Annotated in this window: 17 protein-coding genes and 5 pseudogenes; 11 read left to right on the top strand and 11 right to left on the bottom strand. The window is 67.1% G+C overall.

Features of this window, described 5'->3' with window-relative positions; all coding sequences use genetic code 11:
- Positions 1-8: 8 nt before the first annotated feature.
- From rnhA to ispH, 3 genes are all read right to left on the bottom strand, one after another.
- Positions 9-458 carry a ribonuclease HI gene (gene rnhA, locus ACFQE0_RS07075; RefSeq protein WP_378968332.1) on the bottom strand — a complete coding sequence of 150 codons (450 nt, stop codon included), beginning with the start codon at positions 456-458 and terminating at the stop codon, positions 9-11.
- Positions 455-1,420, bottom strand: a complete 966-nt coding sequence (locus ACFQE0_RS07080; RefSeq protein WP_378968334.1) for a homoserine kinase — start codon at positions 1,418-1,420, stop codon at positions 455-457. The genes rnhA and ACFQE0_RS07080 overlap by 4 nt, the downstream gene beginning before the upstream one ends.
- A 196-nt stretch (positions 1,421-1,616) precedes the next feature.
- Entirely contained in the window at positions 1,617-2,651 is a 1,035-nt protein-coding gene (ispH, locus tag ACFQE0_RS07085) for a 4-hydroxy-3-methylbut-2-enyl diphosphate reductase (protein WP_378968336.1), read from the bottom strand.
- A 351-nt stretch (positions 2,652-3,002) separates the two neighbouring features.
- Between ispH and ACFQE0_RS07090 the strand changes: the two genes are divergently transcribed.
- From ACFQE0_RS07090 to ACFQE0_RS07115, 6 genes and pseudogenes are all read left to right on the top strand, one after another.
- A complete protein-coding gene (locus ACFQE0_RS07090) occupies positions 3,003-4,571 on the top strand; it encodes a glucosamine inositolphosphorylceramide transferase family protein (protein WP_378975345.1) in 1,569 nt (522 codons plus the stop codon).
- 121 nt (positions 4,572-4,692) lie between these two features.
- Positions 4,693-7,037, top strand: a pseudogene (locus ACFQE0_RS07095) (Orn/Lys/Arg family decarboxylase).
- Positions 7,037-7,630, top strand: coding sequence for a GNAT family N-acetyltransferase (locus ACFQE0_RS07100; protein WP_378968338.1), 594 nt, complete (start codon positions 7,037-7,039; stop codon positions 7,628-7,630). The pseudogene ACFQE0_RS07095 and the gene ACFQE0_RS07100 overlap by 1 nt, the downstream one beginning before the upstream one ends.
- A 148-nt stretch (positions 7,631-7,778) precedes the next feature.
- A pseudogene (locus tag ACFQE0_RS07105) lies at positions 7,779-9,781 on the top strand (monovalent cation:proton antiporter-2 (CPA2) family protein).
- The gene (locus tag ACFQE0_RS07110) at positions 9,774-11,228 is read left to right on the top strand and encodes an MATE family efflux transporter (RefSeq protein ID WP_378968340.1); all 1,455 of its coding nucleotides are present in this window, start codon (positions 9,774-9,776) and stop codon (positions 11,226-11,228) included. Before ACFQE0_RS07105 ends, ACFQE0_RS07110 begins: the two are co-directional and overlap by 8 nt.
- 42 nt (positions 11,229-11,270) lie before the next feature.
- Positions 11,271-12,086 (top strand): DUF937 domain-containing protein, encoded by an 816-nt coding sequence (locus ACFQE0_RS07115; RefSeq protein ID WP_378968342.1) that lies wholly within the window; start codon positions 11,271-11,273, stop codon positions 12,084-12,086.
- Positions 12,087-12,198: 112 nt separating this feature from the next.
- Here the strand turns inward: ACFQE0_RS07115 and ACFQE0_RS07120 are convergent, their stop codons facing one another.
- Together ACFQE0_RS07120 and ACFQE0_RS07125 are read right to left on the bottom strand one after the other, a co-directional pair.
- Positions 12,199-12,639 (bottom strand): hypothetical protein, encoded by a 441-nt coding sequence (locus ACFQE0_RS07120; protein ID WP_378968344.1) that lies wholly within the window; start codon positions 12,637-12,639, stop codon positions 12,199-12,201.
- A gap of 122 nt (positions 12,640-12,761) precedes the next feature.
- Positions 12,762-13,358, bottom strand: coding sequence for a hypothetical protein (locus tag ACFQE0_RS07125; RefSeq protein ID WP_378968346.1), 597 nt, complete (start codon positions 13,356-13,358; stop codon positions 12,762-12,764).
- A 266-nt stretch (positions 13,359-13,624) separates the two neighbouring features.
- On the opposite strand from ACFQE0_RS07125, the pseudogene glyA reads away from it, so the two are divergent.
- The 4 genes and pseudogenes from glyA to ACFQE0_RS07145 all read left to right on the top strand — a co-directional run bounded on the left by glyA (position 13,625) and on the right by ACFQE0_RS07145 (position 17,362).
- A pseudogene (gene glyA / locus ACFQE0_RS07130) lies at positions 13,625-14,928 on the top strand (serine hydroxymethyltransferase).
- 180 nt (positions 14,929-15,108) lie between these two features.
- Positions 15,109-15,641 (top strand): annotated as a pseudogene (gene nrdR / locus ACFQE0_RS07135) (transcriptional regulator NrdR).
- Positions 15,638-16,738, top strand: a complete 1,101-nt coding sequence (gene ribD, locus ACFQE0_RS07140; RefSeq protein ID WP_378968348.1) for a bifunctional diaminohydroxyphosphoribosylaminopyrimidine deaminase/5-amino-6-(5-phosphoribosylamino)uracil reductase RibD — start codon at positions 15,638-15,640, stop codon at positions 16,736-16,738. Before nrdR ends, ribD begins: the two are co-directional and overlap by 4 nt.
- Before the next feature lie 3 nt (positions 16,739-16,741).
- Entirely contained in the window at positions 16,742-17,362 is a 621-nt protein-coding gene (locus ACFQE0_RS07145) for a riboflavin synthase (RefSeq protein ID WP_378968350.1), read from the top strand.
- Between the two features lie 3 nt (positions 17,363-17,365).
- Here the strand turns inward: ACFQE0_RS07145 and ACFQE0_RS07150 are convergent, their stop codons facing one another.
- Complete coding sequence (locus tag ACFQE0_RS07150) at positions 17,366-17,794, bottom strand: PaaI family thioesterase (protein ID WP_378975347.1); 429 nt, start codon at positions 17,792-17,794, stop codon at positions 17,366-17,368.
- Positions 17,795-18,040: 246 nt separating this feature from the next.
- Here ACFQE0_RS07150 and ACFQE0_RS07155 point away from each other — a divergent pair, with 246 nt between their 5' ends.
- Positions 18,041-19,792, top strand: coding sequence for a GGDEF domain-containing protein (locus ACFQE0_RS07155; RefSeq protein ID WP_378968353.1), 1,752 nt, complete (start codon positions 18,041-18,043; stop codon positions 19,790-19,792).
- 19 nt (positions 19,793-19,811) lie between these two features.
- Here the strand turns inward: ACFQE0_RS07155 and ACFQE0_RS07160 are convergent, their stop codons facing one another.
- The 5 genes and pseudogenes from ACFQE0_RS07160 to ACFQE0_RS07180 form a co-directional block, all read right to left on the bottom strand.
- Positions 19,812-21,371 (bottom strand): SpoVR family protein, encoded by a 1,560-nt coding sequence (locus tag ACFQE0_RS07160; protein ID WP_378968355.1) that lies wholly within the window; start codon positions 21,369-21,371, stop codon positions 19,812-19,814.
- 177 nt (positions 21,372-21,548) lie between these two features.
- A complete protein-coding gene (locus ACFQE0_RS07165; RefSeq protein ID WP_378968357.1) occupies positions 21,549-22,844 on the bottom strand; it encodes a YeaH/YhbH family protein in 1,296 nt (431 codons plus the stop codon).
- Between the two features lie 97 nt (positions 22,845-22,941).
- Positions 22,942-24,895 (bottom strand): annotated as a pseudogene (locus tag ACFQE0_RS07170) (PrkA family serine protein kinase).
- Positions 24,896-24,908: 13 nt separating this feature from the next.
- Positions 24,909-25,100, bottom strand: coding sequence for a hypothetical protein (locus ACFQE0_RS07175; protein ID WP_378968359.1), 192 nt, complete (start codon positions 25,098-25,100; stop codon positions 24,909-24,911).
- Positions 25,101-25,124: 24 nt separating this feature from the next.
- Positions 25,125-25,580: a VCBS domain-containing protein gene (locus ACFQE0_RS07180; RefSeq protein ID WP_378968361.1), complete on the bottom strand. Its 456-nt coding sequence runs from the start codon at positions 25,578-25,580 to the stop codon at positions 25,125-25,127.
- Between the last annotated feature and the right edge of the window lie 24 nt (positions 25,581-25,604).

Here is a 25,604-nt window from a genome sequence, read left to right on the forward strand (position 1 = left end):
GGTGGTCGCTACCGCCGCTTGAAGGGCGCCATCGCGGCGACCGCCAGGGCATCGACGCGATTGTTGAGCGGGTCGCTGGCGTGGCCCTTCACCCAGTGCCAAGAGACGTCATGGCGCTCGCGGGCGGCATCTACCCGGCGCCAGAGGTCCTCGTTCTTCACGGGCTTCTTGTCGGCGGTGCGCCAGCCACGCGCCTTCCAATTGTGGATCCAGCCGGTCACGCCCTGCCGCAAGTACTGCGAGTCCGTGAAGAGATCGACCCGGCAGGGCCGCTTCAGGGCTTCCAGCGCCTCGATCGCAGCGAGCAATTCCATGCGGTTGTTGGTGGTGTGCGCCTCGCCGCCCGAGAGTTCGCGCTCGGCCTCCCCGTAGATCAGGATCGCGCCCCAGCCGCCCGGCCCCGGATTCCCGGAGCAGGCGCCGTCCGTGTAGATCTTGACCGTGCCTTCCTCGCTCATGCCGCGCGCCCGTAATCGGCGGCGCTCTGGGCTCGGCGGTGGAAGGTGAGGCGGCGATCGTATTCGCGCGGGTCCTTCGGCTTCACCAGCGCGCCGGGGGGCACGTTCAGCCAGTCGACCAGACGGGTCAGCATGAAGCGCAGGGCCGCGCCCCGGCACAGGATCGGCAAGGCCTCGATCTCGGCCGCCTCGAGGGGGCGCTGAGATTCGTAGCCGGCGATCATGGCGGTGGCCATGTCCCGGTGGAAGGTGCCATCGGCATCGAAGCACCACGCGTTGAGGCAGATCGCGAGATCGTAGGCGAAGGCGTCGGTGCAGGCGAAATAGAAGTCGATCAGGCCCGACAGGTCGTCGCCGATGAAGAACACGTTGTCGGTGAACAGGTCGGCATGGATCACGCCGCCCGGCAGGCCCTTCGGCCAGTTGCCTTCCAGCACGGCGAGATCGTCGAGGGTGCGCTCGGTCAGCCCGGGGGAGACCGAATCGGCTTGCCCACCGGCCTGCGCGAAGAGCGGACGCCAGGAATCGACCGAGAGGGCATTCGCCCGCACCATCGGGAAATCCCGTCCCGCCGCATGCAGGCGGGCGAGGGCAATGCCGACTTCCCGGCAATGCTCCGGCCCCGGCGCCGAGAGCGAGACGCCTTCGAGGAAGCTCACGAGGGCGGCGGGCCGTCCGCACAGGCGACCCAGGGCCGTGCCGCTGCGGTCGCGAATCGGCTGCGGGCACGCGAGGCCGTTGCGGGCCAGATGCTCCATCAGGCCGACGAAGAACGGTAGATCCTCTTCCCGCACCCGCTTCTCGTAGAGGGTGAGGATGAACGATCCGCCGGTCGTGTGCAGGAAGTAGTTCGAGTTCTCGACCCCTTCGGCGATCCCCTTGCAGGAGAGCAGGGTGCCGATATCGTAGGCCGCCAGGAACTCTGCGAGCGCCGCGTCGGATACCTCGGTGTAGACGGCCACGTCGTGCGCTCGAAATCTCTGAAGAGGGGGATGCCCCTCCTCAAACCTCATCCTGAGGTGCCGCGCAAGCGGCCTCGAAGGATGGCTCCAGGCATCATCGAGCGATCTGGAGCCCTCCTTCGAGGCCCGCGAGCGGGCACCTCAGGATGATGGCGCGATGGGGAAGGGGCCGCCGCGAAGGCGGCCCGGATAACGCCTATTCCGCCGCTTCGCTGCGCAGTTCGCGCGGCAGCGGGAACACCATGTCCTCGACCACAGTCGAGACCGTATCGACGGTGACCTCGTAGCGGGCGGCGAAGGCCTCGATAATCTCCTCCACCAGGACCTCGGGGGCCGAGGCGCCAGCAGTGAGGCCGAGCCGGGTGATGCCCTCGAAGGCCGGCCAGTCGATCTCCTCGGCCCGGTTGAGGAGCCGGGTGATCGGGCAGCCGACGCGCTCGGCGACCTCGCGCAGGCGCTGCGAGTTCGAGGAATTCGAGGAGCCGACGACGATCAAGGCGTCGACGAGCGGCGCCACATGCTTCACCGCCTCCTGGCGGTTGGTGGTGGCGTAGCAGATGTCGTCCTTGTGCGGTCCCGTGATGTTCGGGAACTTCCGCTTCAGGGCCTCGACCACGTGGCGGGTGTCGTCCACCGAAAGGGTGGTCTGCGTGACCCAGGCGAGGTTGTTCGGATCGGCCGGGGTCAGAGCCTCGATCTGATCGACATCCTCGACGAGGGTGATCGAACCCTTCGGCAACTGGCCCATGGTGCCCACAACCTCGGGATGGCCGGAATGGCCGACGAGCAGCACGTGGCGCCCGCGCTTGTGGTGGATCTCCGCCTCGCGGTGGACCTTGGTCACCAGGGGGCAGGTCGCGTCGATGGTGGTGAGCCCGCGCGAATCGGCGTTGGCCGGCACCGTCTTGGCGACGCCGTGGGCGGAGAAGATCACCGGGGCGTTGCCATCCGGCACTTCGTCCAGTTCGCGGACGAACACGGCGCCCTTCCGCTTCAGGCTCTCGACCACATACTTGTTGTGGACGATCTCGTGGCGGACATAGACGGGCGGGCCATGGATGGCGAGCGCACGCTCGACCACGTCGATGGCGCGCACCACGCCGGCGCAGAAGCCGCGCGGGGCGCAGAGCAGGATGTGGAGCGGGGCTTGGCCGCGCCGGACTCGGAGGTTGTCGTTTCGGCGTTCATGAGGTGGATGTGGCGAGGGCAGGGCTATCCTGTCAACGGTCATGACCCGCGAACCGGGCAGGAACGAGGCCACGGAGCGCCGCTGTTACTGGTTTGCCGCGGGAAATCCCGATCGCATTCACTGATCCGGCGCCGTTTCCCGCGCGGCGCGATACTGCGGTGTCCCCGCTTTCCCGTCGGCCGGGGGTGATCCTCGGCGGGGAATGGCTGGACCTCGCCCCTCAAATCCACAATGATGGTCGGCGACAGGACCGTTGCGGCTGCGGAAGGTCTTGGCGAAAACAAGAATTGGGCGGCCGGGGCCGGTTGAGATGACGGGACGAGAACGCCCAGCTTTCCGCCGGAAGGCGTGGAAGCCGCGGACGGACGTCTCGTCGCCCCGCAAGATCTGTCGATGATTTCCTTGGAGAGTTCCGCCCCCGCTGCGGCGTGGGATCCGTCCGTCGTGTCGCGGCCCGTGCGCCACGTGCGCGTGCGGTTCGACCGCGCAGCCCTGCGCGGCTGGCACCTGCGGCTTCTGGAACGCCTCGCCCAGCGAGACGATTGCCGGCTCAGCATCGAGACGGTGGAGGGCGTCGCTCCCGCCCTGCCGGACAACGCCGAATGGCTGTTCCGGCTTGAGGCGACGATCCACGGCCTGCCGCGGCCCGGTCTCGCCACCCCCGCCGCCCCCCTCGCGCTGGCTCCCTACGAGGTTGCGGATGCGGGCGCGCCCGATCTGGTCATCGACCTGTGCGGTGGGCGGCCCATGAACGATGCCGCCCGGACATGGCGGCTCGATGTCGATGGCGTCCCCGGCGAGGCGGGAATACTCGCAGCCCTCTTCGCCGGTCGCGCACCGGTCTTCGCCCTGCGCGAGCGCGCGGGAGAGACGGTCGCCGTCGGGCGTTTCGGGGCGGAATCGCAGAGGGTGATGCTCGTCGCCTTCGAGGATTACCTCGCCCGCACCATCACGCTTATCGAGGCCGCCCTGTCCGGGGGCGCTTCGCGCGATCTGCCGGAGGGTCATGTCCCCCGGCTCACCCGGCCTGCCCCCTTCGACATCGACGCCTGGACCGCCCGGAGCCGGGCTGCCCGGAATCTCGGGCGGCAGATCGCCCGCCGTCTCTACAGCCTGTGCTTCCACGGCGAGCGGTGGCGGGTCGGCTGGCGCCGAGTGGAGGGGCCGGACCTCATCGACCTGCGCCGTCATCCGCCGGGCGGCTGGACCGATCTGCCCGATGACGGGCGGCGCTTCTATGCCGACCCGGTCGCCATCGCCCGCGACGGAGTCGTGACGCTGTTCGTGGAGGAGTTCGAATATGCCCGCGCCAAGGGCGTGATCTCGGCGGTGCGCTTCGGGCCGCACGGCCCGGTGGGCCGCCCTGAGCCGGTGCTCGAACGCGACACGCACCTCTCCTATCCCTTCGTGTTCGAGGCGGCCGGGGAGGTCTGGATGATCCCCGAATCGAGCCGCTCGGCCACGATCGACCTGTACCGGGCGACGCAATTCCCCGGCGGCTGGGTTCACGAGGCGGTGCTGGTGGCGGGCGTGGTCGCGAGCGACGCCACCCTGCTCCGCCATCAGGGGCGCTGGTGGCTGTTCGCCACGGTTCGCCCGGGCGGTGGGTCCTATTCGGATTCGCTGTATCTCTGGTCGGCGGACGACTTCCGGGGGCCCTGGACGGCCCATCCGCGCAATCCCGTCCTGATCGACGTCGCCTCCGCGAGGCCCGCAGGCCCCATCGTCCTGCGTGATGGGAAGCTGATCCGTCCGGTGCAGGATTGCCGGGGCAGCTACGGCGCGGCGCTCGGCCTCGCACGGATCCTGCAACTCGATGAGGACGGATTCGCCCAGCGCATCGAGACTTACCTGAGCGCGGGCAGCGATTGGCGGGGATCGCGCATGCACATGTACAGTGCGGCGGGCGGGCTCGAATTCATCGACGGCTCCCACCGCCCCCGGATGAGGCTGCCGCTATAGCCCCGCCCATCACGCGCGCAATGACGGCGAACTGATCGCCTCCGTGCGCCTTGGTCATCGAACCGTCACAGACAACCCGCCAAGGCACGGGACAAACCGCTTTGCCAGAGGGCTCCCGCGCATGGACTTCCACCGCCGCTTTACCGTCCTGATGTGCACCCCCGCCTTCGACCCGGACGATCTCGAGGGCGCGCGCGTCAATCAGATCGTGTCGGCGGTCGAGCAGCGCGGCTTCGAGGTAGTGCGCGCCCGCCGCGTCGAGGACGCGGCCATCGCCGTGCAGACCGATGCGGCGGTGGGCTGCCTCGTGGTCGATTGGGGCAAGCGCGGCCTCGACGGCAAAGCCGCCGCCCTCATCGACATGATGCGGCGGCGCGGACTGGAAATGCCTATCGTCATCATGGTCCGCCGCAAGCGGCTGGAGGACATCCCGGTCGAGCCTGCTCGACTTCATCGACGGCTACATCTTCCTCGCCGAGGAGACGCCGGAATTCATCGCCCGCGGCCTCGTCAGCCGCGTGACGCAATATGCCGAGACCCTGAAGACCCCGTTCTTCGGCGCGCTGGTCGACTACGCCGAGAAGGGCAACCAGCTCTGGACATGCCCCGGCCATAACGGCGGCATCTTCTACAACCGCTCGCCGATCGGCCGCATCTTCGTGGAGCACCTCGGCGAGGCGATCTTCCGCGATGACCTCGATAATTCGGTCCTCGACCTCGGCGACCTGCTGACCCACGAGGGCCCGGCGCTCAAGGCGCAGAAAGAGGCCGCCGCCATCTTCGGCGCGGAGAAGACCTACTTCGTCCTCAACGGCACCTCGGCCTCCAACAAGATCGTGCTGTCGTCCCTCGTGGCCGAGGACGATCTCGTCCTGTTCGACCGTAACAACCACAAGGCCGCCCATCACGGCGCCCTGTTCCTCGGCGGCGGCATCCCGATCTTCCTGGAAACCGACCGCAACGCCTTTGGGCTCATCGGTCCGATCTGCCACGAGGCCCTGGACGAGCAGCGCATCCGCGAAAAGATCCGTACCAACCCGCTGGTGAAGGACCGGGAGGCGTGGCGCCGGGAGCGGCCGTTCCGCGTCGCGGTGATCGAGCAATGCACCTATGACGGCACGATCTACGATGCGCGGATGATCGTGCAGAAGATCGGCCATCTCTGCGACTACATCCTGTTCGACGAGGCCTGGGCGGGCTTCATGAAGTTCCACCCCCTGTTTCAGGGGCGCTACGCCATGGGCCTCACCGGCCTCGACGAGACCTCGCCGGGCATCGTTGCCACGCAATCGACGCACAAGCAGCTCGCGAGCTTCAGCCAAGCCTCGCAGATCCATACCAAGGACAGCCACCTGCGCGGCCAGACCCGGCGGGTGGAGCACAAGCGGCTCAACGAGAGCTTCCTCGTCCACGCCTCGACCTCGCCCTTCTACCCGCTCTTCGCCTCGCTCGACGTCGGCGCGCAGATGATGAAGGGCCGCTCGGGCATGATCCTGTGGGACGACACGATCCGGCTCGGCATCGAGTGGCGCAAGAAGGTCCGCGCCATCCGCCGCGAATTCGAGGAGAACGAGGCCGATCCCGCCCGCCGCTGGTTCTTCGATCCCTTCGTGCCCGACCGGGTGAACGGACCGGAGGGCGAGCAGACCTGGGAGAGCCTGCCGACCGACGTGCTCGCCTCGGATGCCCGCTACTGGGAGCTCGACCCCCGGCGCGTCCTGGCACGGCTTCACCCACGTGGCGCCGGGCTACGCGATCACCGATCCGAACAAGCTGACGGTGCTGACCCCCGGTTTCGACCGGAAGACCGGCGCCTATGCCGCGCATGGCGTGCCTGCGCCGATCGTGGCGCAATACCTGCGTGAGAACCGGATCGTCGCCGAGAAGAACGATCTGAACTCGCTGCTCTTCCTGCTGACCCCGGGCGTGGAATCGTCCAAGGCCGGCACGCTGATCTCCGGGCTCGTCGCCTTCAAGCGGCTGCACGACGACAACGTGCTTCTGGAGGAGGCCATGCCGCAATTCGTCGGTCGGCGCCCGAACCGCTATCGCGGCGTCCGCCTGCGCGACCTCTGCGCCGACTTCCACACCTTCCACCGGGAGCACGGCACCTCGGCGCTCCAGCGCAAGCAGTTCATGCCGGAGCACCTGCCGGAAATGGTGATGCCGCCGAAGCAGGCCTCGCAGATGCTCACCCGCAACAAGGTCGATTACGTGCCGATCGCGGAAGCGGAAGGCCGGATCGCCACCACGCTCATGCTGGTCTACCCGCCGGGCATCGGCACGGTGCTGCCGGGCGAGCGTCTGGACGAGCGGGCCAAGCCCATGCTCGACTATTTCAAGATGTTCGAGGCCTCGGCCAACCTGTTCCCCGGCTTCGAGGCCGAGATCCAGGGCGTCTACCGCGAGGTCGATCCGGACGGGCGCATCCGCTTCCACACCTACGTCCTGCGTGAGGGAGCCTGATGGGACCGGGCGAACCCTGCCCTGAGATCGTGATCCGCCCCTCCTCCGACGCGGACGTGGCGGCGATGATCGCGATCTACGAGCACCATATCGGCAAGGGCGTGGGGGATACGGGCGACTTCGAGGAAGAGCGCCTGCTGCCCGACGACCTGAAGCGCCGCCGCAAGACCATGCGTAAAAAGCGCCTGCCGCATCTCGTGGCCGAGCGGAACGGCGAGGTGGCGGGCTATGCCTACGCCGTGCCGTTCCGGAAGCGGCCCGCCTATCGCTACACCCTGAAGCACTCGATCTACGTGCACCATGGCCATCTGCAGGCGGGCATCGGGCGGCGGCTGCTTCCCGCGCTGATCGAGGCCTGCGCGGCGGGCGGCTACCGGCAGATGATCGGCTATATCGATGCCGCCAACGAGGCGAGCTTGCGCCTGCACGAGACCTGCGGCTTCCGCCGCGTCGGCTATCTTCCGTCGGTCGGCTACAAATACGGCCGCTGGACGGACAGCGTGATGGTGCAATGCGCGCTGGGCACCGGCTCGGAGGACCAGCCGCAGCCCCGCATGGTGCGGCCGGTGGCGGAGCCCTCCGGCGAGGTCTAGGACCCCCTTTCCCCGCAAGTCGGGGAGAGGGGCAAGCGTCGGAATTGACGAAGCCCCCGCGTGTCGAACGACACGCGGCCACGCTCGCTTCCTTGAGCCGCCCGCGTTAAGCGGGAAGGATCTTCTCTGAAGACACCTTCGGAACGGCATGGCGAGCCCCGGCGAACACGCGAGCTTTCTGCCCCCGGTCCTGACCTTCCTGGCGGCGGCCGTCGTCGGCGTGCCTATGTTCCGCTGGCTGGGGCAGAGTGCCGTCCTCGGCTATCTGGTGGCGGGCGTGCTGATCGGGCCGTCCGGCCTGTCGCTGATCGCCGAGCCGGAAACGGCAGCGAGCGTCGCCGAGATCGGCGTGGTGCTGCTGCTCTTCATCGTCGGGCTCGAACTGCACCTGTCGCAGCTCGTCTCCATGCGCCGGGATATTTTCGGATTGGGCGCCGCCCAACTCGTCCTCTGTGCCGTGGTGCTCGGCGGCGCCGGTATTCTCGCCGGGCAGCCCCTCGGGGCGGCAGCGGTGGTGGGCATCGCGCTCGCTCTCTCGGCCACGGCAGTGGCACTGCAACTGCTCGAGGAGCGCGGCGACCTCGGCAGCGCTTATGGCTCGCGCGCCTTCGCGGTGCTGCTGTTCCAGGATCTCAGCGTCGTCGGCATCCTGGCCCTGATGCCGCTCGCTGCCTCGGCGGGGCATGGCAGCGGCGGGCCGTGGCTCGGTGAGGCGGCCCTGTCGACGGGCCGCGTTCTCGCGGCGATCCTCACCGTGGTGCTGGTCGGCCGCTACGGCCTGAACCCGTTCTTCCGCCTGCTCGCGGCGAGCGGTGCCCGCGAGGTGATGACCGCCGCCGCCCTGCTCGTGGTGCTCGGCACCGCGATGCTGATGGAGAAGGTCGGCCTCTCTATGGCCATGGGCGCCTTCCTCGCGGGAATCCTGCTCGCGGAATCGAACTTCCGGCACCAGCTGGAGGCCGATATCGAACCGTTCCGCGGCATGTTGCTCGGCCTGTTCTTCATGAGCGTCGGCATGTCGATCGACGGCAGCCTCGTGAAGGCGGTCTGGCCCGCCCTGTTCGGCGCGACCTTCGCGGCGATCCTCGTGAAGGTGGCCCTGGTGGCGGGGCTGTTTCGGCTGTTCGGCTCGGACATGGTGAGCGCCCTGCGCGGCGCGGCGGTGCTGGCACCCGCCGGTGAATTCGCCTTCGTGCTCCTGCCACAGGCGGCCGATCTCGGCCTCACCGGTCCGACTGCGACGCGCTTCGCCGTGGCGCTCGCCGCGCTCACGATGCTGGTCGGCCCGATCATGGCCAAGGGGCTCGACCGGCTGCTCGATGCCCGCCTCTCGCGGGAAGCGGCTGAGGCGGCGGCGGATTCCCCGCCGAACTCGCCGAGGGCGCCGCCGATGCCCGCGTGCTGGTGATCGGCTTCGGTCGGTTCGGGCAGATCCTCACGCAGGTGCTGCTGGCCGAGGGCATCCCCGTCACGGTCATCGACAAGGACGTGGCGCAATTGCGGGCCGCGACGCGCTTCGGCTTCCGCATCTATTACGGCGACGGGACGCGCCTCGACGTGCTGCGCGCGGCCGGGATCGGCAAGGCGGAACTCGTCTGCCTGTGCGTCGATGACCGCGAGGCGGCCCTCAAGATCGTGGACATCGTCCACGAGGAATTCGCTTCGGTGCGCACCTTCGTGCGGGCCTACGACCGGCTCCACGCCGTCGAGCCGATGAACCGCGACGTCGATTTCCAGATCCGTGAGACGTCGGAATCGGCCCTCGTCTTCGGGCGGGCGGCCCTCGAAGGGCTCGGCCTTTCGGCTGAGGCCGCCGCCGCGCGGGTCGATGACGTGCGCAAGCGCGACATCGCTCGGCTTGTGCTGCAGCAGGCCGATGCCCTGCCGGAAGGCGCGGCATGGCTCGGCGGCAGCGAGGCGGGGGAGGTGCGGCCCGAGCCGCTGACCCAGCCCGCACGCCCCGCCCGAGCCCTCAACGCCGAAACCCGCGATCTGCTGGGGCAGGACCGGCGAGATGCGGCCGAGCGCGTTCTCGCCAAGACCGCCCCCGAGCCGGTGACTGACGCGGCCGAGGCCGATGAGGCGGACGAGACCGACGAGGTGCGCGGCGAGGCCGAACTCGAGACGGAAGGCGGCGCTCGCAATGTCTGACGGACCGCCCCTGCCGCCTGGCACGGGCTTCGCCGAGCAGGGACGCTTCGTCGTCGGCTCGATCATGCGCCACGTCCTCGTGATGAGTGCCACCGGCTCGGTGGGGCTCATGGCGATCTTCGTCGTGGACCTGATGACCCTGCTCTACGTCTCGCGGCTGGGCGATCCCGCTCTCACGGCGGCGGTGGGTCTCGCCTCGGTGGTGCAGTTCTTCGCCACAGCCGTGAATATCGGCATGATGATCGCAGCGGGCGCCCTGGTCGGCCGGGCCATCGGTGCCGGGGACAGGCCCCTCGCGCGGCGGCTCGCGGCCTCCTCCATGGCGCTCGGTGTGCTCGTCTCCGGCTTGCTCGCCGCGCTGATCATGCCCTTCGCGGACAGGCTGCTCGGCCTCGTCGGTGCGCAGGGCGAGGCTTTGCGCGTAGCCCACCTGTTCCTCATGATTACCCTGCCGTCGAACGTGCTGCTCGGCCTCGGCATGATGTTCACCGGCCTCCTGCGGGCGCAGGGCGATGCGGTGCGCGCCATGTGGGTGACGCTCGGCGGCGCCATCGTCACCGCCATCCTCGACCCGCTGCTGATCTTCGGGGCCGGGCTCGGCGTCGAGGGGGCGGCGATCGCCGTCTGCATCGCCCGCGCGACCTTCGTCGCGATCGGCTGGCGCAACCTGTCCCAACACGGCCTGATGCGTCGGCCCAGGGCAGCGGAGGTCGTGGCGGACGCGCCCGCCATGGCGTCGATCGCCGGGCCCGCCGTCCTGACCAACCTCGCCCCCTCGGTGGCGAGCGCCTTCCTCACCCATCTTTTCGCCGGCTACGGACCCGATGCCATCGCGGCGGCGGCGGTGATCGACCGGCTGACCCCCGTGGCCTTCGGCGGGCTCTTCGCCCTGTCCGGGGCCATCGGCCCGATCCTGGCGCAGAACTGGGGCGCGGCACGGTTCGACCGGATGGGCGAGACCCTGCGCTCCTGCGTGACGGCGACGCTCGTCTACGCCGCCGCCGTATGGCTGCTGCTGATCCTGTTGCGCTGGCCGCTCGCCGGGCTGTTCGGCCTGAAGGACGAGGCAGCGGACCTGTTCGCCTTCTTCTGCCTCGTCGGCGGGGCGATCTGGTTCTTCAATGGGCTCCTGTTCCTGGGCAATGCGGCCTTCAACAATCTCGGCTTTCCGCTTCGTTCGTCCCTGCTCAATTGGGGCCGGGCCACGATCGGCACCGTGCCTCCGGCCTATCTTGGCAGCGCCCTGTTCGGCCCACGCGGGATAGTGGCGGGCATGGGCATCGGCTCGCTGGTCTTCGGCCTGCTGGGGTTGTTCCTGGCCCGCCGGGCGGTGGCGAACCTCGCCGAACGCCCCGCGAAGCCCTGTGCCGGGCAGGGATCGACAGCGATTGTCACCGGGGAACTGGCGTTTCCGCACGCGGCGGGTCACGATGTAGGCAAGAGTTGAAACGACCCGATGGGTCGCAAGGCGGGCGGAAATCGAGGCGTCATGTTCAATCCGCTCGACATGGTCCAAGTCCCTGGCGGGCCCGAGATGCAGGCGATGGCGCGGCAATTCGGGCTGACCGTGGATCAGACGCAGCGCGCCTTCGAGGCGCTGATGCCCGCCCTGACCCTCGGCTTGCAGCGCGGCGCGGGGCTCGATCCCACCGGCTTCGCCCGGATGTTCACGGCACCCGAGGCGGCGCGAACGGCCGCGCCGCTCGGCCTCGATGCCCTCGGCCAGATGTTCGGCAGCGCGCAATTGATGCAGGCGGTGCTGCAGCAGGCCTCCGCCGCGAGCGGCGTGGGGTCGCAGGTGCTGCGACAGATGCTGCCGATGATGGCGGGCGCCGTGGTGGCGAGTATCGTCCACGTGATGCTCAATCAGCCTCAAGCCGAGGCCGCCCGCCCGGCGGCGGCGACGTCACCCACCTCGCCGCTGCCCTTCGTGGCCCTGTGGACCGACATGGCCCGCGCTTTCATGACGCCGCCTCCGTCCGCGCCTGCTCCGGCGCCGCGCTACACGCCCCCGCCGCCCCAGAGCCGCCCGCAGGTGGAGGCACCTCGCCCACCCCAGAGCGAGACGAGCGGCGCCGACGTCATCAGCCAGATGATCCGGACCGGCGCGGAGGTTCAGGAACAGAACCTCAAGGCGATGCAGCAGCTCTTCGAGGCGTTCTGGCCCAGCGCGGGGGCGAAATCGGCCACGCCCACCGGCGGTCCGGGCGCCGCTCCGAGCCGTAGCACCGGCTCGGGTTCCGCTCCGCAAGAGCCGCGTCCGACCCCGCGCGTCCGGCGAGGGCGTCCGGGGGAGGGGGCCTGAGTGCCTGTCACAAATCTCCCGCTGCGCTACCGAGGCATGTGAGAAAGCTCTCCTTGCCCGGGAGTTTGATGAAGCGCTCTGAGTCCGGCAGCGAAGTGTGGAGTGGCTCCGTTCAGTGTTGAGTGCGGCCCATGATGGCGAGGACTTCATCCACGGTCCGGTGGGCGTACCGCACAGCTTCATCGGGTTTTAGGATGAGGCTTTCCTGGGGTTCGAAGAACCGTCCACCTGTGCGATTTACGATGGCTACCCCCGCCATGATCGCTCCGGCTAAACCACTAAAGCTTGATCCGGTATACATGACGTAGGCATTCGGCCATGTCTGCCCGAAGTCGATGTCGAAATAACATTCTTGGATCTCGTCATAGGGAAACGCCGAGAACTCGAAGACGACTGGCTCCCCACGCCACATCGCCGTCATTGCACCGTACGCCGTTGCTACATCGCGGGTAAGCGGAATTTTTAGGTTGAAGCCAAGGTCATCGATTGCGGACTGCCATTCTTCAGCCGATATGAGCGGCCGATTACAAAGCATGTAAAAGTCCATCGTCATTTTGATTTCCTATAACTGAGTGATGTTGTGGTTGTATTTTAAACTGTTCCAAACTATTCGATAATATTGGGACAAAAAATTGGATTTAAGCGCCAGTAACAACGATAAGAGAGCGATTGTTATTATATATCGTGATTCTTTACGATTATTCCAAGATTTATGTGGATATCGATTACAGGCACGTCGTCGCTTATGTTCAGATAGTTTCTGATTTTGGCCACTCGCTTCGGACTCAGCCTTTGACTACCTGTTTTAATGTCCCAGACGGCCAAAATTTCGCCAGTCTGATCGTTCCGCAATAAGGCGTCGGTTCGGATGCTGTCGCTGAGCCCGTAGCGGACGAGATCGCCAAGACTAAAGCTTTGTTCGATACCATCCTTGCCGATTCCAGGAATGTTTATTCCACGCAAGAGTTTGGCAGCAGAGCTGTGTACGTATGTTCCGTATAATGAGCCACTTCCTGGCCCAAGTTGAGATAACACCACATCGAGTGCGTCCGTAATTTTCTCTGTTATGCTATCAATTTGTTTATTACCTGTTGTATGTCGCTCTGAAATGACGTATTTACCGCCGCCTATGATCCATCTTCCGTCGGGTCCGCGTGGCTGTTCGTCGCGAAATACTGCTTTCCATTCATCAAATGCAATCTTAAAAAGAATAATTTTGACGATTTGCGCAGAGAGATTGTATTTTTCCCTGAGTACTTCCCAGCCTTGCATCGGAAGCCCCCTAATTAGAAGGCTTGTTTACCATATGTTCTTTTAAGCGGTCAATGATCCTATACAAAATTTTTAATCCTAGCCGCGGGCGCCTCATTAGCTCCGGCCACACCGGTCGGCTGGGCTCTTGAATTTTTCTCACCCAGTCGGAAAAATGCCTGCGCTTGGCCTTGCGCGGCCCGGCGTGTAGGACTCGGCGTTAGAAACGCCCGCCCGTGCTGTGCGACAAAGGCCGGGCTCCCACCAATGAAAAACAGGGAAGCCTCATGAGCGCCGGTTCCGCCACCGACAACCACCTGTCCAACAGCTTCTTCGCCGCTCCGCTCACGGAGACGGATCCCGAGATCGCCCGCGCCGTCGAGCAGGAGCCGGCCGGCAGCAGCACGAGATCGAGCTGATCGCCTCGGAGAACATCGTCTCCCGCGCGGTGCTGGAAGCTCAAGGGTCGGTGCTCACCAACAAGTACGCGGAAGGCTATCCGGGCCGTCGCTACTACGGTGGCTGCCAGTTTGTGGACATCGCGGAAGATCTCGCCATCGAGCGCGCCAAGCGCCTGTTCGATTGCGGCTTCGCCAACGTGCAGCCGAACTCGGGGAGCCAGGCCAACCAGGGCGTGTTCCTCGCCCTCATGCAGCCGGGCGACACCTTCCTCGGCCTCGACCTCGCGGCCGGCGGCCACCTGACGCACGGCGCCCCGCCGAACGTCTCCGGCAAGTGGTTCAAGCCGGTCTCCTACACCGTGCGCCGGGAAGACCAGCGCATCGACATGGAGCAGGTCGCCCAGCTCGCGCAGGAGCATAAGCCGAAGGTGATCATCGCTGGTGGCTCGGGCTACCCGCGTCATTGGGACTTCGCCAAGTTCCGCGAGATCGCCGATTCCGTCGGCGCCTACTTCATGGTCGACATGGCCCACTTCGCGGGCCTCGTCGCGGCCGGCGTCCATCCGTCGCCGTTCCCGCATGCCCACGTCGCCACCACCACGACCCATAAGACCCTGCGCGGACCGCGCGGTGGCATGATCCTCACGAACGACGAGGCGCTCGCCAAGAAGTTCAACTCGGCCATCTTCCCCGGCCTCCAGGGCGGCCCGCTGATGCACGTGATCGCCGGTAAGGCCGTGGCCTTCGGCGAGGCGCTGAAGCCCGAGTTCAAGATCTACGCCCGTCAGGTCGTCGAGAACGCCAAGGCGCTGGCCGACACACTGATTTCCGGCGGCTACGACATCACGTCGGGTGGCACGGACAACCACCTGATGCTAGTCGATCTGCAGCGGAAGGGCCTCACCGGCAAGGCGGCGGAAGCCGCGCTGTCGCGGGCTCACATCACCTGCAACAAGAATGGCGTGCCCTTCGACACGCAGAAGCCGACAATCACGTCGGGCATCCGCCTCGGCACCCCGGCGGGCACTTCGCGCGGCTTCGGCGTCGCCGAATTCAAGCAGATCGGTCAGCTGATCGTGGAAGTGCTGGATGGTCTTGCCGCCAAGGGCGAGGGCGGCGACAGCGCCGTCGAGGAGAGCGTGAAGCAGAGGGTTCACGCCCTCACCGACCGCTTCCCGATCTACGGCTAAATCCGGGATCCCCAAGGACTAAGTCCTTGGGTGGGGTCCAGGGGTGAAACCCCTGGTGTTCGCAGGGCTCCGCCCTGCATCCGCCAAAGGGCATAGCCCTTTGGGAGCCCCTTTGTTACGAGACGGCCGCGGTTCACTCGAACCGCGGCCGTTTTCATTTATCCCGAGAGATCGCGCCCGATGCGGTGCCCCTATTGCGGCGGATCCGACACGCAGGTGAAGGATTCGCGCCCCTCCGAAGATGGCGCCGCCATCCGCCGCCGCCGGGTCTGCCCGGATTGCGCGGGGCGCTTCACCACCTTCGAGCGGGTGCAACTGCGCGAGCTCGACGGTGGTCAAGCGGTCGGGCAAGCGCGTGCCCTTCGACCGGGACAAGCTCCAGCGTTCCATCGACGTGGCCCTGCGCAAGCGCGCCGTCGAGCCCGAGCGGATCGAGCGGCTGGTGAGCGGCATCACCCGCCAGCTGGAGAGTGCGGGCGAGGCCGAGGTCGCCTCCGAGGCGATCGGTGAACTGGTGATGGCCGGACTCAAGGGCCTCGACGACGTCGCCTATGTGCGCTTCGCCTCCGTCTACAAGAATTTTCGCGAGGCCAAGGACTTCGAAGAGCCTGCTCGGCACCCTCGGCGGGACCCTCGTCGCCGCCATCGAGCCGGAGCCCGAGCCTGGATCGGAGGCGAAGCCCGCCCCCCGCCGCCGTGGGCCAAAGACGTGAGCCGCGACGCCAGCTTCATGCGCCTCGCCCTGGCGCTCGGCCGCCGGAACCTCGGCCGGACCTGGCCGAACCCCTCGGTCGGGGCGGTGGTCGCCGCCCCCGGTTCGGACACGATCCTCTCGGCCGCCGCCACGGCGCCGGGTGGGCGGCCCCATGCCGAGACGCAGGCCCTCGCCCTGGCGGGTGGGTCGGCGCGGGGCGCGACGCTCTACGTCACCCTCGAGCCCTGCTCCCATCACGGCCGCACGCCGCCCTGCACGGAGGCGATCATCGCCGCTGGGATCGGGCGCGTGGTGAGCGCCCTCGAAGATCCTGATCCCCGTGTCGCGGGGCGAGGTCATGACCTGTTGCGCCGGGGTGGCATCGCGGTGGAGACCGGCCTGTGCCGGGAGGAGGCCGCGCGCGACCATCGCGGCCACATCACGCGCGTGACCCAGGGGCGGCCGATGCTGCACCTGAAGCTCGCGCGCACGCGGGACGGCTTCGCCGCCGGGGCGGGCGCCGAGCGCCTGCGCATCACCGGGCCCGTCGCGGATGGGGCGGTGCATCTGTGGCGCGCCCATGCGGATGCCATCCTCGTCGGCATCGGCACGGCGCGGGCGGATGATCCGTCCCTCACCGTGCGGTTGCCGGGTCTCGCGGAGCGGTCGCCCCTGCGGATCGTGCTCGATTCGGAATTGCATCTCTCTCCCGCGAGCGTCCTCGCCCGCACCGCGCACGATGTGCCGGTGCTGGTGCTCACCACCCGCTCCGCCCCCGCCCATGCCCGGCGCGCCCTCGAAGCCTGCGGAGTCGAGGTCGTGGCCGTCCCGGCGGACGGGATGGGGCGGATCGATCTTCCCGCCGCCATGGCCTATCTCGGCGAGCGCGGCCTGACGCGCCTGTGCAGCGAAGGCGGCCCCCGCCTTGCGGAAGCGCTGGCCGAGGCCGATCTCATCGATGCGGTCACCCTGATGACCGGCCCGGTCGAGGCCGGTCCGGCGGGCGGGCTGCCCGCCCTCGGCCCCGTCCTGACGCGCCGCATCGCCCGGTTCGACGTCGTGGACGATCTCATCCTCGGGGCGGACCGGGCCGTCACCTACGAGCGGAGCGTCTGAGGCATGTTCACGGGTCTCGTCAGCGATGTCGGCACGGTGCTCTCCGTCGAGGGGGAGGGCGACCTACGCCGCATCGCGATCCGCTGCTCCTATGATCCTGCTGGCATCGCGCTCGGCGCATCGATCGCCTGTTCGGGCCCGTGCCTTACGGCCGTGTCGATCGTGCCGGAGGAAGGCGGCTGCGTCTTCCACGTGGATGCGGCCGCCGAGACCCTGGCCCGCACCAATGTCGGCGCCTGGGCGCCGGGGCGGCGCATCAACCTCGAACGGTCGCTGAAGATCGGCGACGAACTCGGTGGCCACCTCGTGACCGGGCATGTGGATGGCCTCGCTGACATCGTCACCCGCGAGACCGTGACGGGCGGGGCCTGGGGCCCGAGCGAGCGCTTCACCCTGCGTGCCCCGGCGGGCCTCGCCCGCTTCATCGCCGAGAAAGGTTCCGTCTGCCTCGACGGCACGTCGCTCACCGTGAACACGGTGGAGGGCGACCTGTTCTCGGTGCTCCTTATCCCGCACACGCTGCAGGTGACGACCTGGGGCGAGCGCGAGGCCGGTAATGCCGTGAACCTCGAGGTCGATCTCATTGCCCGCTACGCGGCACGGCTGACCGAGGCGCGGGCCTGACGCTCAGCGCGGCGGGATCGAGTAGGTCCCCGTCGCGTGGCAGACGATGTCCTCGTGGCCCACGGACGTGATCGCGACCTCGCCCACTGCGAGGCGTCGGCCGAGCTTCAGGAGGCGGCATTCGGCCATCAGGTCGCCCGAAGCGGGCTTGCGCAGGAAGTTGAACGTTAGGTTCGTCGTCACCGCCAGCGCGACCGGGCCGATATTGGCGAGGATGGCCGCGTAGAGGGCGTAATCGGCCAGCGCCATCATGGCCGGGCCCGACACCGTGGCGCCGGGGCGCAGAAATCGCTCGTGCGCTTCGAGCCGCATCCGCGCCGAGAGCGGCCCTACCGCTTCCAGATGGTAAGCGCGCCCGCCCGCCTGCATCTGCGGGAATTCGCTGTCGAGGAAGGCCTGCGTCTGCGCGAGGCTCATGATCGTGGCGCTCATGCCCCCATGCAGCACGGCCATGGGCTCCGCGCAATCGGCTGTGAGCCGGGCCGGTGGCGGTCCGCTTCCCGAGGCCAATCGCCTACATCTGCTACATTTTGGGTGAAATGACAGGTTTTGCTCTGAATCTTGAATTTTCAACCAGCATTCACTGCCGCACCTTCACCACTCGTTGTACGATCATCGCTATACCCGCTTGGCGAGCCCTGGATTGAGCTTCCGCTCGTGGCGGTGGTGCCAGGGCCGATGCGGACTGGTATGCTGGCGGCGATACGAATTCAGCACCTTCAATGGATCGTGGGGGCGGCGGCGGCCATCGGCTGCTCCGCGCTCGGCGGTGTGCTGGTCTCGAACAACGTCGCAGAGTTGCGCCGCGCGTCGCACGCAGTGGACGATGCGTCGCAATTCGCTCTGGTGCTCGCCGCGACGGATATGATCTCCGCGGAGCGCGGACCGTCCAACGTGGCGATGGATCCCCACGGGCCGACTTCGAGCGACGCCCTCGCCAAGCTCGCCGCGACGCGTGCCGAGACCGACCGGCGCCTCGCCGCCGCCCGGGTGAGCACGCACGAGACGAGTGTCTTCGACGCGGTCATTCGTCGTCTGGCAGAGGGACGGGCCAAAGTCGACGCGGTCAGTGCCAGGCCGCCGGAGGAGCGGCCGGGGGCGATGATCGCCGAGGCGATTCAGGCGATGTTCGCCGCAGCGGACGAGGCGGCGGCCCTGCGCATCGAGTGCGGACGACGCCTTCTGCGCCATGCGCCGGAAGTCGGCGCCGAGGTTCTGTTGCAGGCGGAGGCGAGCGCCCTTCGCGAGCAGGCAGGGCGCCTCGGCTCCTATGCTGTCATGACGTTGACGGGCGGTCTCCCGATGCAGGTGGCCAGCGCCTCCGTCACGCGGACACAGGATAAGATCACCTATCTGTGGCGGAAGCTTTCCGCTTTTGCCCACAACCACGGCGACGATCCCGGTATCCGGGAGGCGCTGGCGCGGGTCGAGACGGAGTATTTCGGCCACAGCCTGCCCATGGCGATGGAGGTGTTCGCGGAGCCGAGCCTGCGGGGCAGTGCGGCCGAGTTCACCCGGCGCTACGTGCCGGGCCTCACCGCATCGACGGAGTTGAAGGAGCGCCTCGGCGCGTTCACCCTGCGCAAGATCGAGAAGGCCCGCGAGGCGGCCATCGCGGCGACGGTCGCCTCCGCCGGGGTCACGCTGGCGGTCGTGCTGGCGCTGCTCTGGCTCGGCCTCACCTTCCGGAGGCGCCTGTTCCTCCCGCTCATCTCCGTGCGCGAGGAGATCCTGTCCCTTTCCGTCGGGGGATTGGGCAATCCGCCGTCCCGGGCCAAGGCGGGTCCGGAGGTCGATGAGATGTTCGCCGGTCTCGCCGTTCTGCGCGACGAGTTGCGGCGCAAGCAGGTTCTCGAACGGGAGCGGCGGCGCACCAACCAGCATCTGAAGCAGCTGGCCGAGACCGATTCCCTGACCGGTCTCCTGAACCGCCGCGCGGCCGCGGAGCAGGCGCCCGGCGTGATCGAGGCCACGCGGCAGGCCGGCCAGCCTCTCGGCGCCATCCTCCTCGACATCGATCATTTCAAAACCGTCAACGACGTGTACGGCCATGCCGGCGGCGATGCGGTGTTGAAGCGGGTGGCAGCGGTGCTGACCTCCCTGGCCCGCCCGGGCGATCTCGTGGTGCGCTACGGCGGCGAGGAATTCCTCATCCTCGCCCCCGGGCTCGACTCGGCCGCCGCCGCCGATCTGGCCGAACGGATGCGCCTGCGCCTCGCGGCCGGACAGGGGGATCGCGCGGCCATTCCGAATGTCACCGGCAGCTTCGGCGTGGCCGCCCATGGGACGGAGTCCGACCGCGATTGGGAGGCCCTCGTCGCCCGCGCCGACGCGGCCCTCTATCGGGCCAAGCGCCTCGGCCGGAACCGCGTGTGCTCCGACATCTCCATGCCGGAGGGCGCCCGCCGGACGATGCGTCAACGGGCGTAAGGGCGCCTTCCGGCCATCCTCAGAAGAAGATCGGCCGGGCGCTGGCGCTCATCTCGCTGAGGACGGCGCCGGTGGCGGGTTCGACCTCCTTGAGCACCACGTCGTAGCCCCAGAGGTCGGCGAGGTGCTGTAGCACCCGCCGGGCATCGTCCTTCTGCAGGGTGATCTTGTTGAGCGTCTTGTGGTGCAGGACGAGCTTGCGGTCACCCTCCAGATCGACATCGACGACCTCGATGTCGGGATCGAGCCACGCCACGTCGTATTGGCGGGCGAAGGCGCGGCGGAGGCGGCGGTAGCCACGCTCGTCGTGGATCGCCTCCACCCGCAGGGCCTGCTCCTCGGGATCGTCCACCACATGGAACAGGCGCAGGTCGCGCATCAGCTTGGGTGAGAGGAACTGCGCGATGAAGCTCTCGTCGCGGTAATTCTCCCAGCAATCACGCAGGATCTCCATGCCGTCGCCCCGCCCGGCGATGTCGGGGAACCACTCCCGGTCCTCGTCGCTGGGGTTCTCGGCGATGCGGGCGATGTCCTGCATCATCGCGAAGCCGATCGCGTAGGGGTTGTGACCGCCATAGGAGCGGTCGTTGTAGGTCGGCTGGCGGATGACGTTCGTGTGCGATTGCAGGAATTCGAGATAGGCGGCCTCGGTGATCTGGCCGGTCTCGGACAGCGCATTCATGATCCGGTAGTGGACGTAGGTGGCGCAGCCCTCGTTCATCACCTTGGTCTGGCGCTGCGGGTAGAAATACTGCGCGACGAGACGCACGATCCGCAGGATCTCCCGCTGCCAGGGCCGCAGTCGCGGAGCGACCTTTTCCAGGAAGTAGAGGATGTTCTCCTGGGGAAGCTCCAGCAGCGCCCGGCGGCGCTCGGCCGCCATGTCGGAGGGGGCGGCACCCGGTTTGTTCGGCAGGGTGCGCCACAGGTCGTTGTAGATCTGCTCGCCGTGCTCGACGCGCTCGCGCTCCCGGCGCTGCTCGGAGGCGAGGTCCGGACGCTTCTTGCGGGGATAGCGGTGAACGCCCTGGCTCATGAGCGCATGGGCGGCGTCGAGCACCTGCTCCACCGCCTGATGACCGTAGCGCTCCTCACAGCGCGCGATGAAGCTCTTAGCGAAGTCGAGATAGTCGAGAATGCCCTCGGCGTCGGTCCACTGCCGGAACAGATAATTGTTCTTGAAGAAGTGGTTATGCCCAAAGGCGGCATGCGCGATGACGAGCGTCTGCATCGTCGCCGTGTTCTCCTCCATCACGTAGGAGATGCACGGGTCGGAGTTGATGACGATCTCGTAGGCGAGCCCCATCAGGCCCCGCCGGTAGCCGGATTCGTGCTGGGCGAAGTGCTTGCCGAAGGACCAGTGCTTGTAGAACAGCGGCATGCCGATGGAGGCATAGGCGTCCAGCATCTGCTCGGCGGTGATGATCTCGATCTGGTTGGGATACCACGACAGGCCGAGCAGCCGCGCCTGTTCCTCGCAGGCATCGTGGATGCGGCGGATGGTGTCGAAATCCCAATCGTTGCCGGTGAACAGGGGTTTGTCGGCGCGGACGATCTTCTGGGGTGCGAGGCGTGTCATGGCGTCTCCCGAAGAACCGCGGCCTTGTCCCCGCGAGGGGAAGCGAGCCGTTTCAAACAGCTTACCGTCATTGCGAGCATGGCGAAGCAATCCAGAGCTGCGGGACGCTTGTGAACGTGGCGTGTCCCTGGATTGCTTCGCTGCGCTCGCAATGACGACGGAGCGAGGTGCATCCGCTCACGCCTCTGCCTTGTCCTTGCGACCGAACAGCTCGCGGAACACGGGGTAGATCTCCCGGCGGTGGTTCACCTTGCGCATGGCGATGGGACCGCCCGCCTTGGCGATGGCTTCGTAGGTCCGCCACAGGGTCGTGCGGTGCTCCACGAAACCGGCCCGCGGCCCGTTCTCGTCGCCCACTTCGAGATAGGCGAAGTGCTGGCAGGCGGGCAGGATGTTCGCCCGCAGCAGATCGGTGGCGGTGGGACCGTCGCTCGACACGTTGTCGCCGTCGGAAGCCTGCGCGGCGTAGATGTTCCAGTCGTTCGGGTCGTAGCGCTCGGCGATCACGCGCTTCATCTCGATCAGCGCGGAGGAGACCAGCGTGCCGCCGGTCTCGCGGGATCCGAAGAAGGTCTCCTCGTCCACCTCCGTCGCCCGGTCAGTGTGGCGGATGAAGACGATCTCCACGTGGCGGTAGCGCCGCGTGAGGAAGATGTGGAGCAGGATGTAGAACCTCTTGGCGAGGTCCTTCATGTGCTCGGTCATCGAGCCCGACACGTCCATCAGGCAGAACATCACCGCCTGCGCGATGGGGCGCGGATAGGGCTCGAAGCGCCGGAAGCGCAGGTCGATCGGATCGACATAGGGGATGCGCTTCGCCCGCTCCCGCAGCAGGGTGAGGGAGGCTTCGAGATCGGCCCGCGTCACGTCGCCTTCACCGAGGGCGGCGATGCGCCTCTCCAGGGCCTCGACCTCCTCGGGCTTCGGCCGCTTGAGGGCGATGCGCCGGGACATGGAATTGCGCAGGGTGCGCGTCAGCGCGAGGTTCGCCGGGGAGCCGGTGATGGTGTAGCCCGCCCGGCGCATGCCCTCCGTCTCGACCACGGAGAGCCGCCGCTTGGCGAGGTCCGGCAGTTCGAGATCTTCGAGGAAGAGTTCGAGGAATTCGTCGCGGGTCAGGACGAACTGGAACGCGTCCTCGCTGTTCTCGCCGCCATCCCCGCCCTCGCCGGAGCCGCCGCCACCCCCGCCGCCGCCCGGCGGGCGCTCGATCATGTCGCCTTCGACGTAGGTCTTGTTGCCGGGCAGGATGTGGTCGTGGCGACCGCTGCCGGGCTGGCGGCTGAAGCGCGGTTCGCGCACCCCGTCCGCCGGCACGGTGACGCGGCCGTCCTTGCCGAGGTTCTTGATGTCGTTTTCCCGGGCGGATTCCCGCACTGCCCGCTGCGCTACATCCTTGACGCGTCGCAGGAAGCGCTGGCGGTTCGGGAGGCTCTTGCCTCCCGGATTGAGGCGTCGGTCGACGATGTGCATCAGGTGCTCAAGCCCTCGCCCGCGTATCCGGCCGGCTCGTAACCTCGCCCGCCGTTCGTCCGAAACTGTGGCGGGCGAGGGGTCGTGAACCCACTCCTCAGCCGGCCTGCTTCACCCGCATGTACCATTCCACCAGACGGCGGACCTGCCGCTCGGTGTAACCGCGCGACACCATGCGCTCGACGAATTCGCCGTGCTTCTTCTCGGTGTCGCCGTCCTTCTTGGATCCGAAGGAGATGACCGGCAGGAGTTCCTCGACCTGGGAGAACATCCGCCGCTCGATCACTTCGCGCAGCTTCTCGTAGCTCGTCCAGTTCGGGTTGCGCCCGCCATGCTGCGCCCGCGAGCGCAGAGCGAACTTCACCACCTCGTTGCGGAAATCCTTCGGGTTGGCGATGCCGGCCGGCTTCTCGATCTTGGTCAGCTCCTGGTTCAGAAGCTCCCGGTTCATGAGCCTGGCCGGTCTCGGAATCCTTGAAGTCCTGATCCTCGATCCAGGCGTCGGCGTAGTCGATGTAACGGTCGAACAGGTTCTGGCCGTAATCGTGGTACGATTCGAGATAGGCCTTCTGGATCTCGTGGCCGATGAACTCGGCGTAACGGGGCGCAAGCTCCGTCTTGATGAACTCCAGGTACTTCTTCTCGGTTTCCGGCGGCAGCTGCTCGCGGCGGAGCGACTGCTCCAGCACGTACATGAGGTGCACGGGGTCGGCGGACACCTCGGTCGTATCGTGGTTGAAGGTCGCAGCCAGCACCTTGAAGGCGAAACGGGTCGAGATCCCGTCCATGCCCTCATCGACGCCCGCCGAGTCCTTGTACTCCTGCATGGAGCGGGCGCGGGGGTCGACCTCGCGGAGCGACTCGCCGTCATAGACCCGCATCTTGGAGAACAGGTTCGAGTTCGCGTGCTCGCGCAGGCGCGACAGCACCGAGAACCGGGCCAGCATCTCCAGCGTGCCCGGCGCGCAGGCCGCGTCGGACAGTTCCGACCCGGTGATCAGCTTGTCGTAGATCTTCTGCTCCTCCGTCACCCGGAGGCAGTAGGGCACCTTGATGACGTAGATACGGTCGATGAAGGCTTCGTTGTTCTTGTTGGTCTTGAACGATTGCCATTCGGCCTCGTTCGAGTGCGCCAGGATCACGCCCGTGAAGGGAATGGCGCCGATATTCTCGGTGCCGACATAGTTGCCCTCCTGCGTCGCCGTGAGCAGCGGATGGAGCATCTTGATCGGCGCCTTGAACATCTCGACGAATTCGAGAACGCCCTGGTTCGCCCGGTTCAGGCCGCCGGAATAGGAGTAGGCGTCCGGGTCCGCCTGGGAGAGGGTCTCCAGGCGGCGGATGTCCACCTTGCCGACGAGGGACGAGATGTCCTGGTTGTTCTCGTCGCCAGGCTCGGTCTTGGCGATGCCGATCTGGCGCAGGCGCGACGGGCGCACCTTAATCACCTTGAACTGGGAGATGTCGCCTTCGAATTCGTCGAGGCGCTTGAGCGCCCAGGGGCTCATCAGGCCGGTGAGGCGGCGGCGTGGGATGCCGTAGCGGCGCTGGATCTCCTCGCCCATCGTCTCGGGGTCGAACAGGCCGAGCGGGCTCTCGAAGACGGGGGAAACCTCGTTGCCCGCCTTCAGCACGTAGATCGGGTGGACCTCCATGAGGGCCTTCAGCCGCTCGGCGAGGGAGGACTTGCCGCCGCCGACCGGGCCGAGCAGGTAGAGGATCTGCTTGCGCTCCTCGAGACCCTGCGCCGCGTGCCGGAAGAACGAGACGATCCGCTCGATCGTCTCCTCCATGCCGTAGAATTCGCGGAAGGCCGGGTAGGTCCGGATCGTCCGGTTCATGAAGATGCGGCCGAGCCGGGAATCCTTGGCCGTGTCCACGAATTCCGGCTCGCCGATCGCGGCCAGGATACGCTCCGCCGCCGAGGCATACATCAGCGGCTCGTCGCGGCAGGCTTCGAGATATTCGGAGAGGCTCATCTCCGTGTCTCGGCGGGCTTCGTACCCTCGTGCGAAGCTCTGGAAGAGGTCGTTCGTCGCTTGCATAGGCATTCGCGTCACCCTCTCAGACCGGGACAGCTTCATCCTGTCCCGGCTCGGATGCAACCGACAGGTCCGCCATTTGTCGCAGTGCGTCGAACACGCCGCAATCACGTTGATTACGTGCAACACCCATAGACTGGAATTCCAGCCTCGCCGGGAAACGAGACTGAAATTCTCCGTAGAACTCGATGATGAGCGCCGAAAAACGGTGCATTCGACGATTCTGATTGCCTAAGGATCAGAGATCGGTGCCTTCTTTCTTGGCATCGCCCGCCGGCTTGGAATTGGCAGCGCCGACAGTGATCTTGATGTTCTGGGTCTGCACCGATCCGTCGGAAGACTTGACCTCGAAGGTCACCTCGTCCGATCCGGTGTAGCCTGCATTGGCTTGGTAGAAGAGCGCCTGAACGGCGGCCTCCTTGTTCGGGCAGCGATAGCTGGCGGGCGTCTTCAGCTTGCCAACCTTCGTGATGACCGATCCGTTCTTGGGCGCGCCGGACACCTTGAATTCCGGCATCGGGCCGGGGCTGCAATCCTTCTTCAGGTTCGGCGCGATCTCCAACCGCACGGTCTGGCCGGATGCCACGGTCTTGGAGCGCGTCACCGTCGTCTGCGCCGCCGCGGGACCGGCGATGAGCAGGACGCCGAACAGGGCCGAGAGGCAGCGGCCGGGGAGGGCGGTGGCGATCGTCACGGGGCATGTCTCCATCGCGGCCCG

Source organism: Methylobacterium komagatae, assembly GCF_042661665.1.
Lineage (GTDB): Bacteria > Pseudomonadota > Alphaproteobacteria > Rhizobiales > Beijerinckiaceae > Methylobacterium > Methylobacterium komagatae.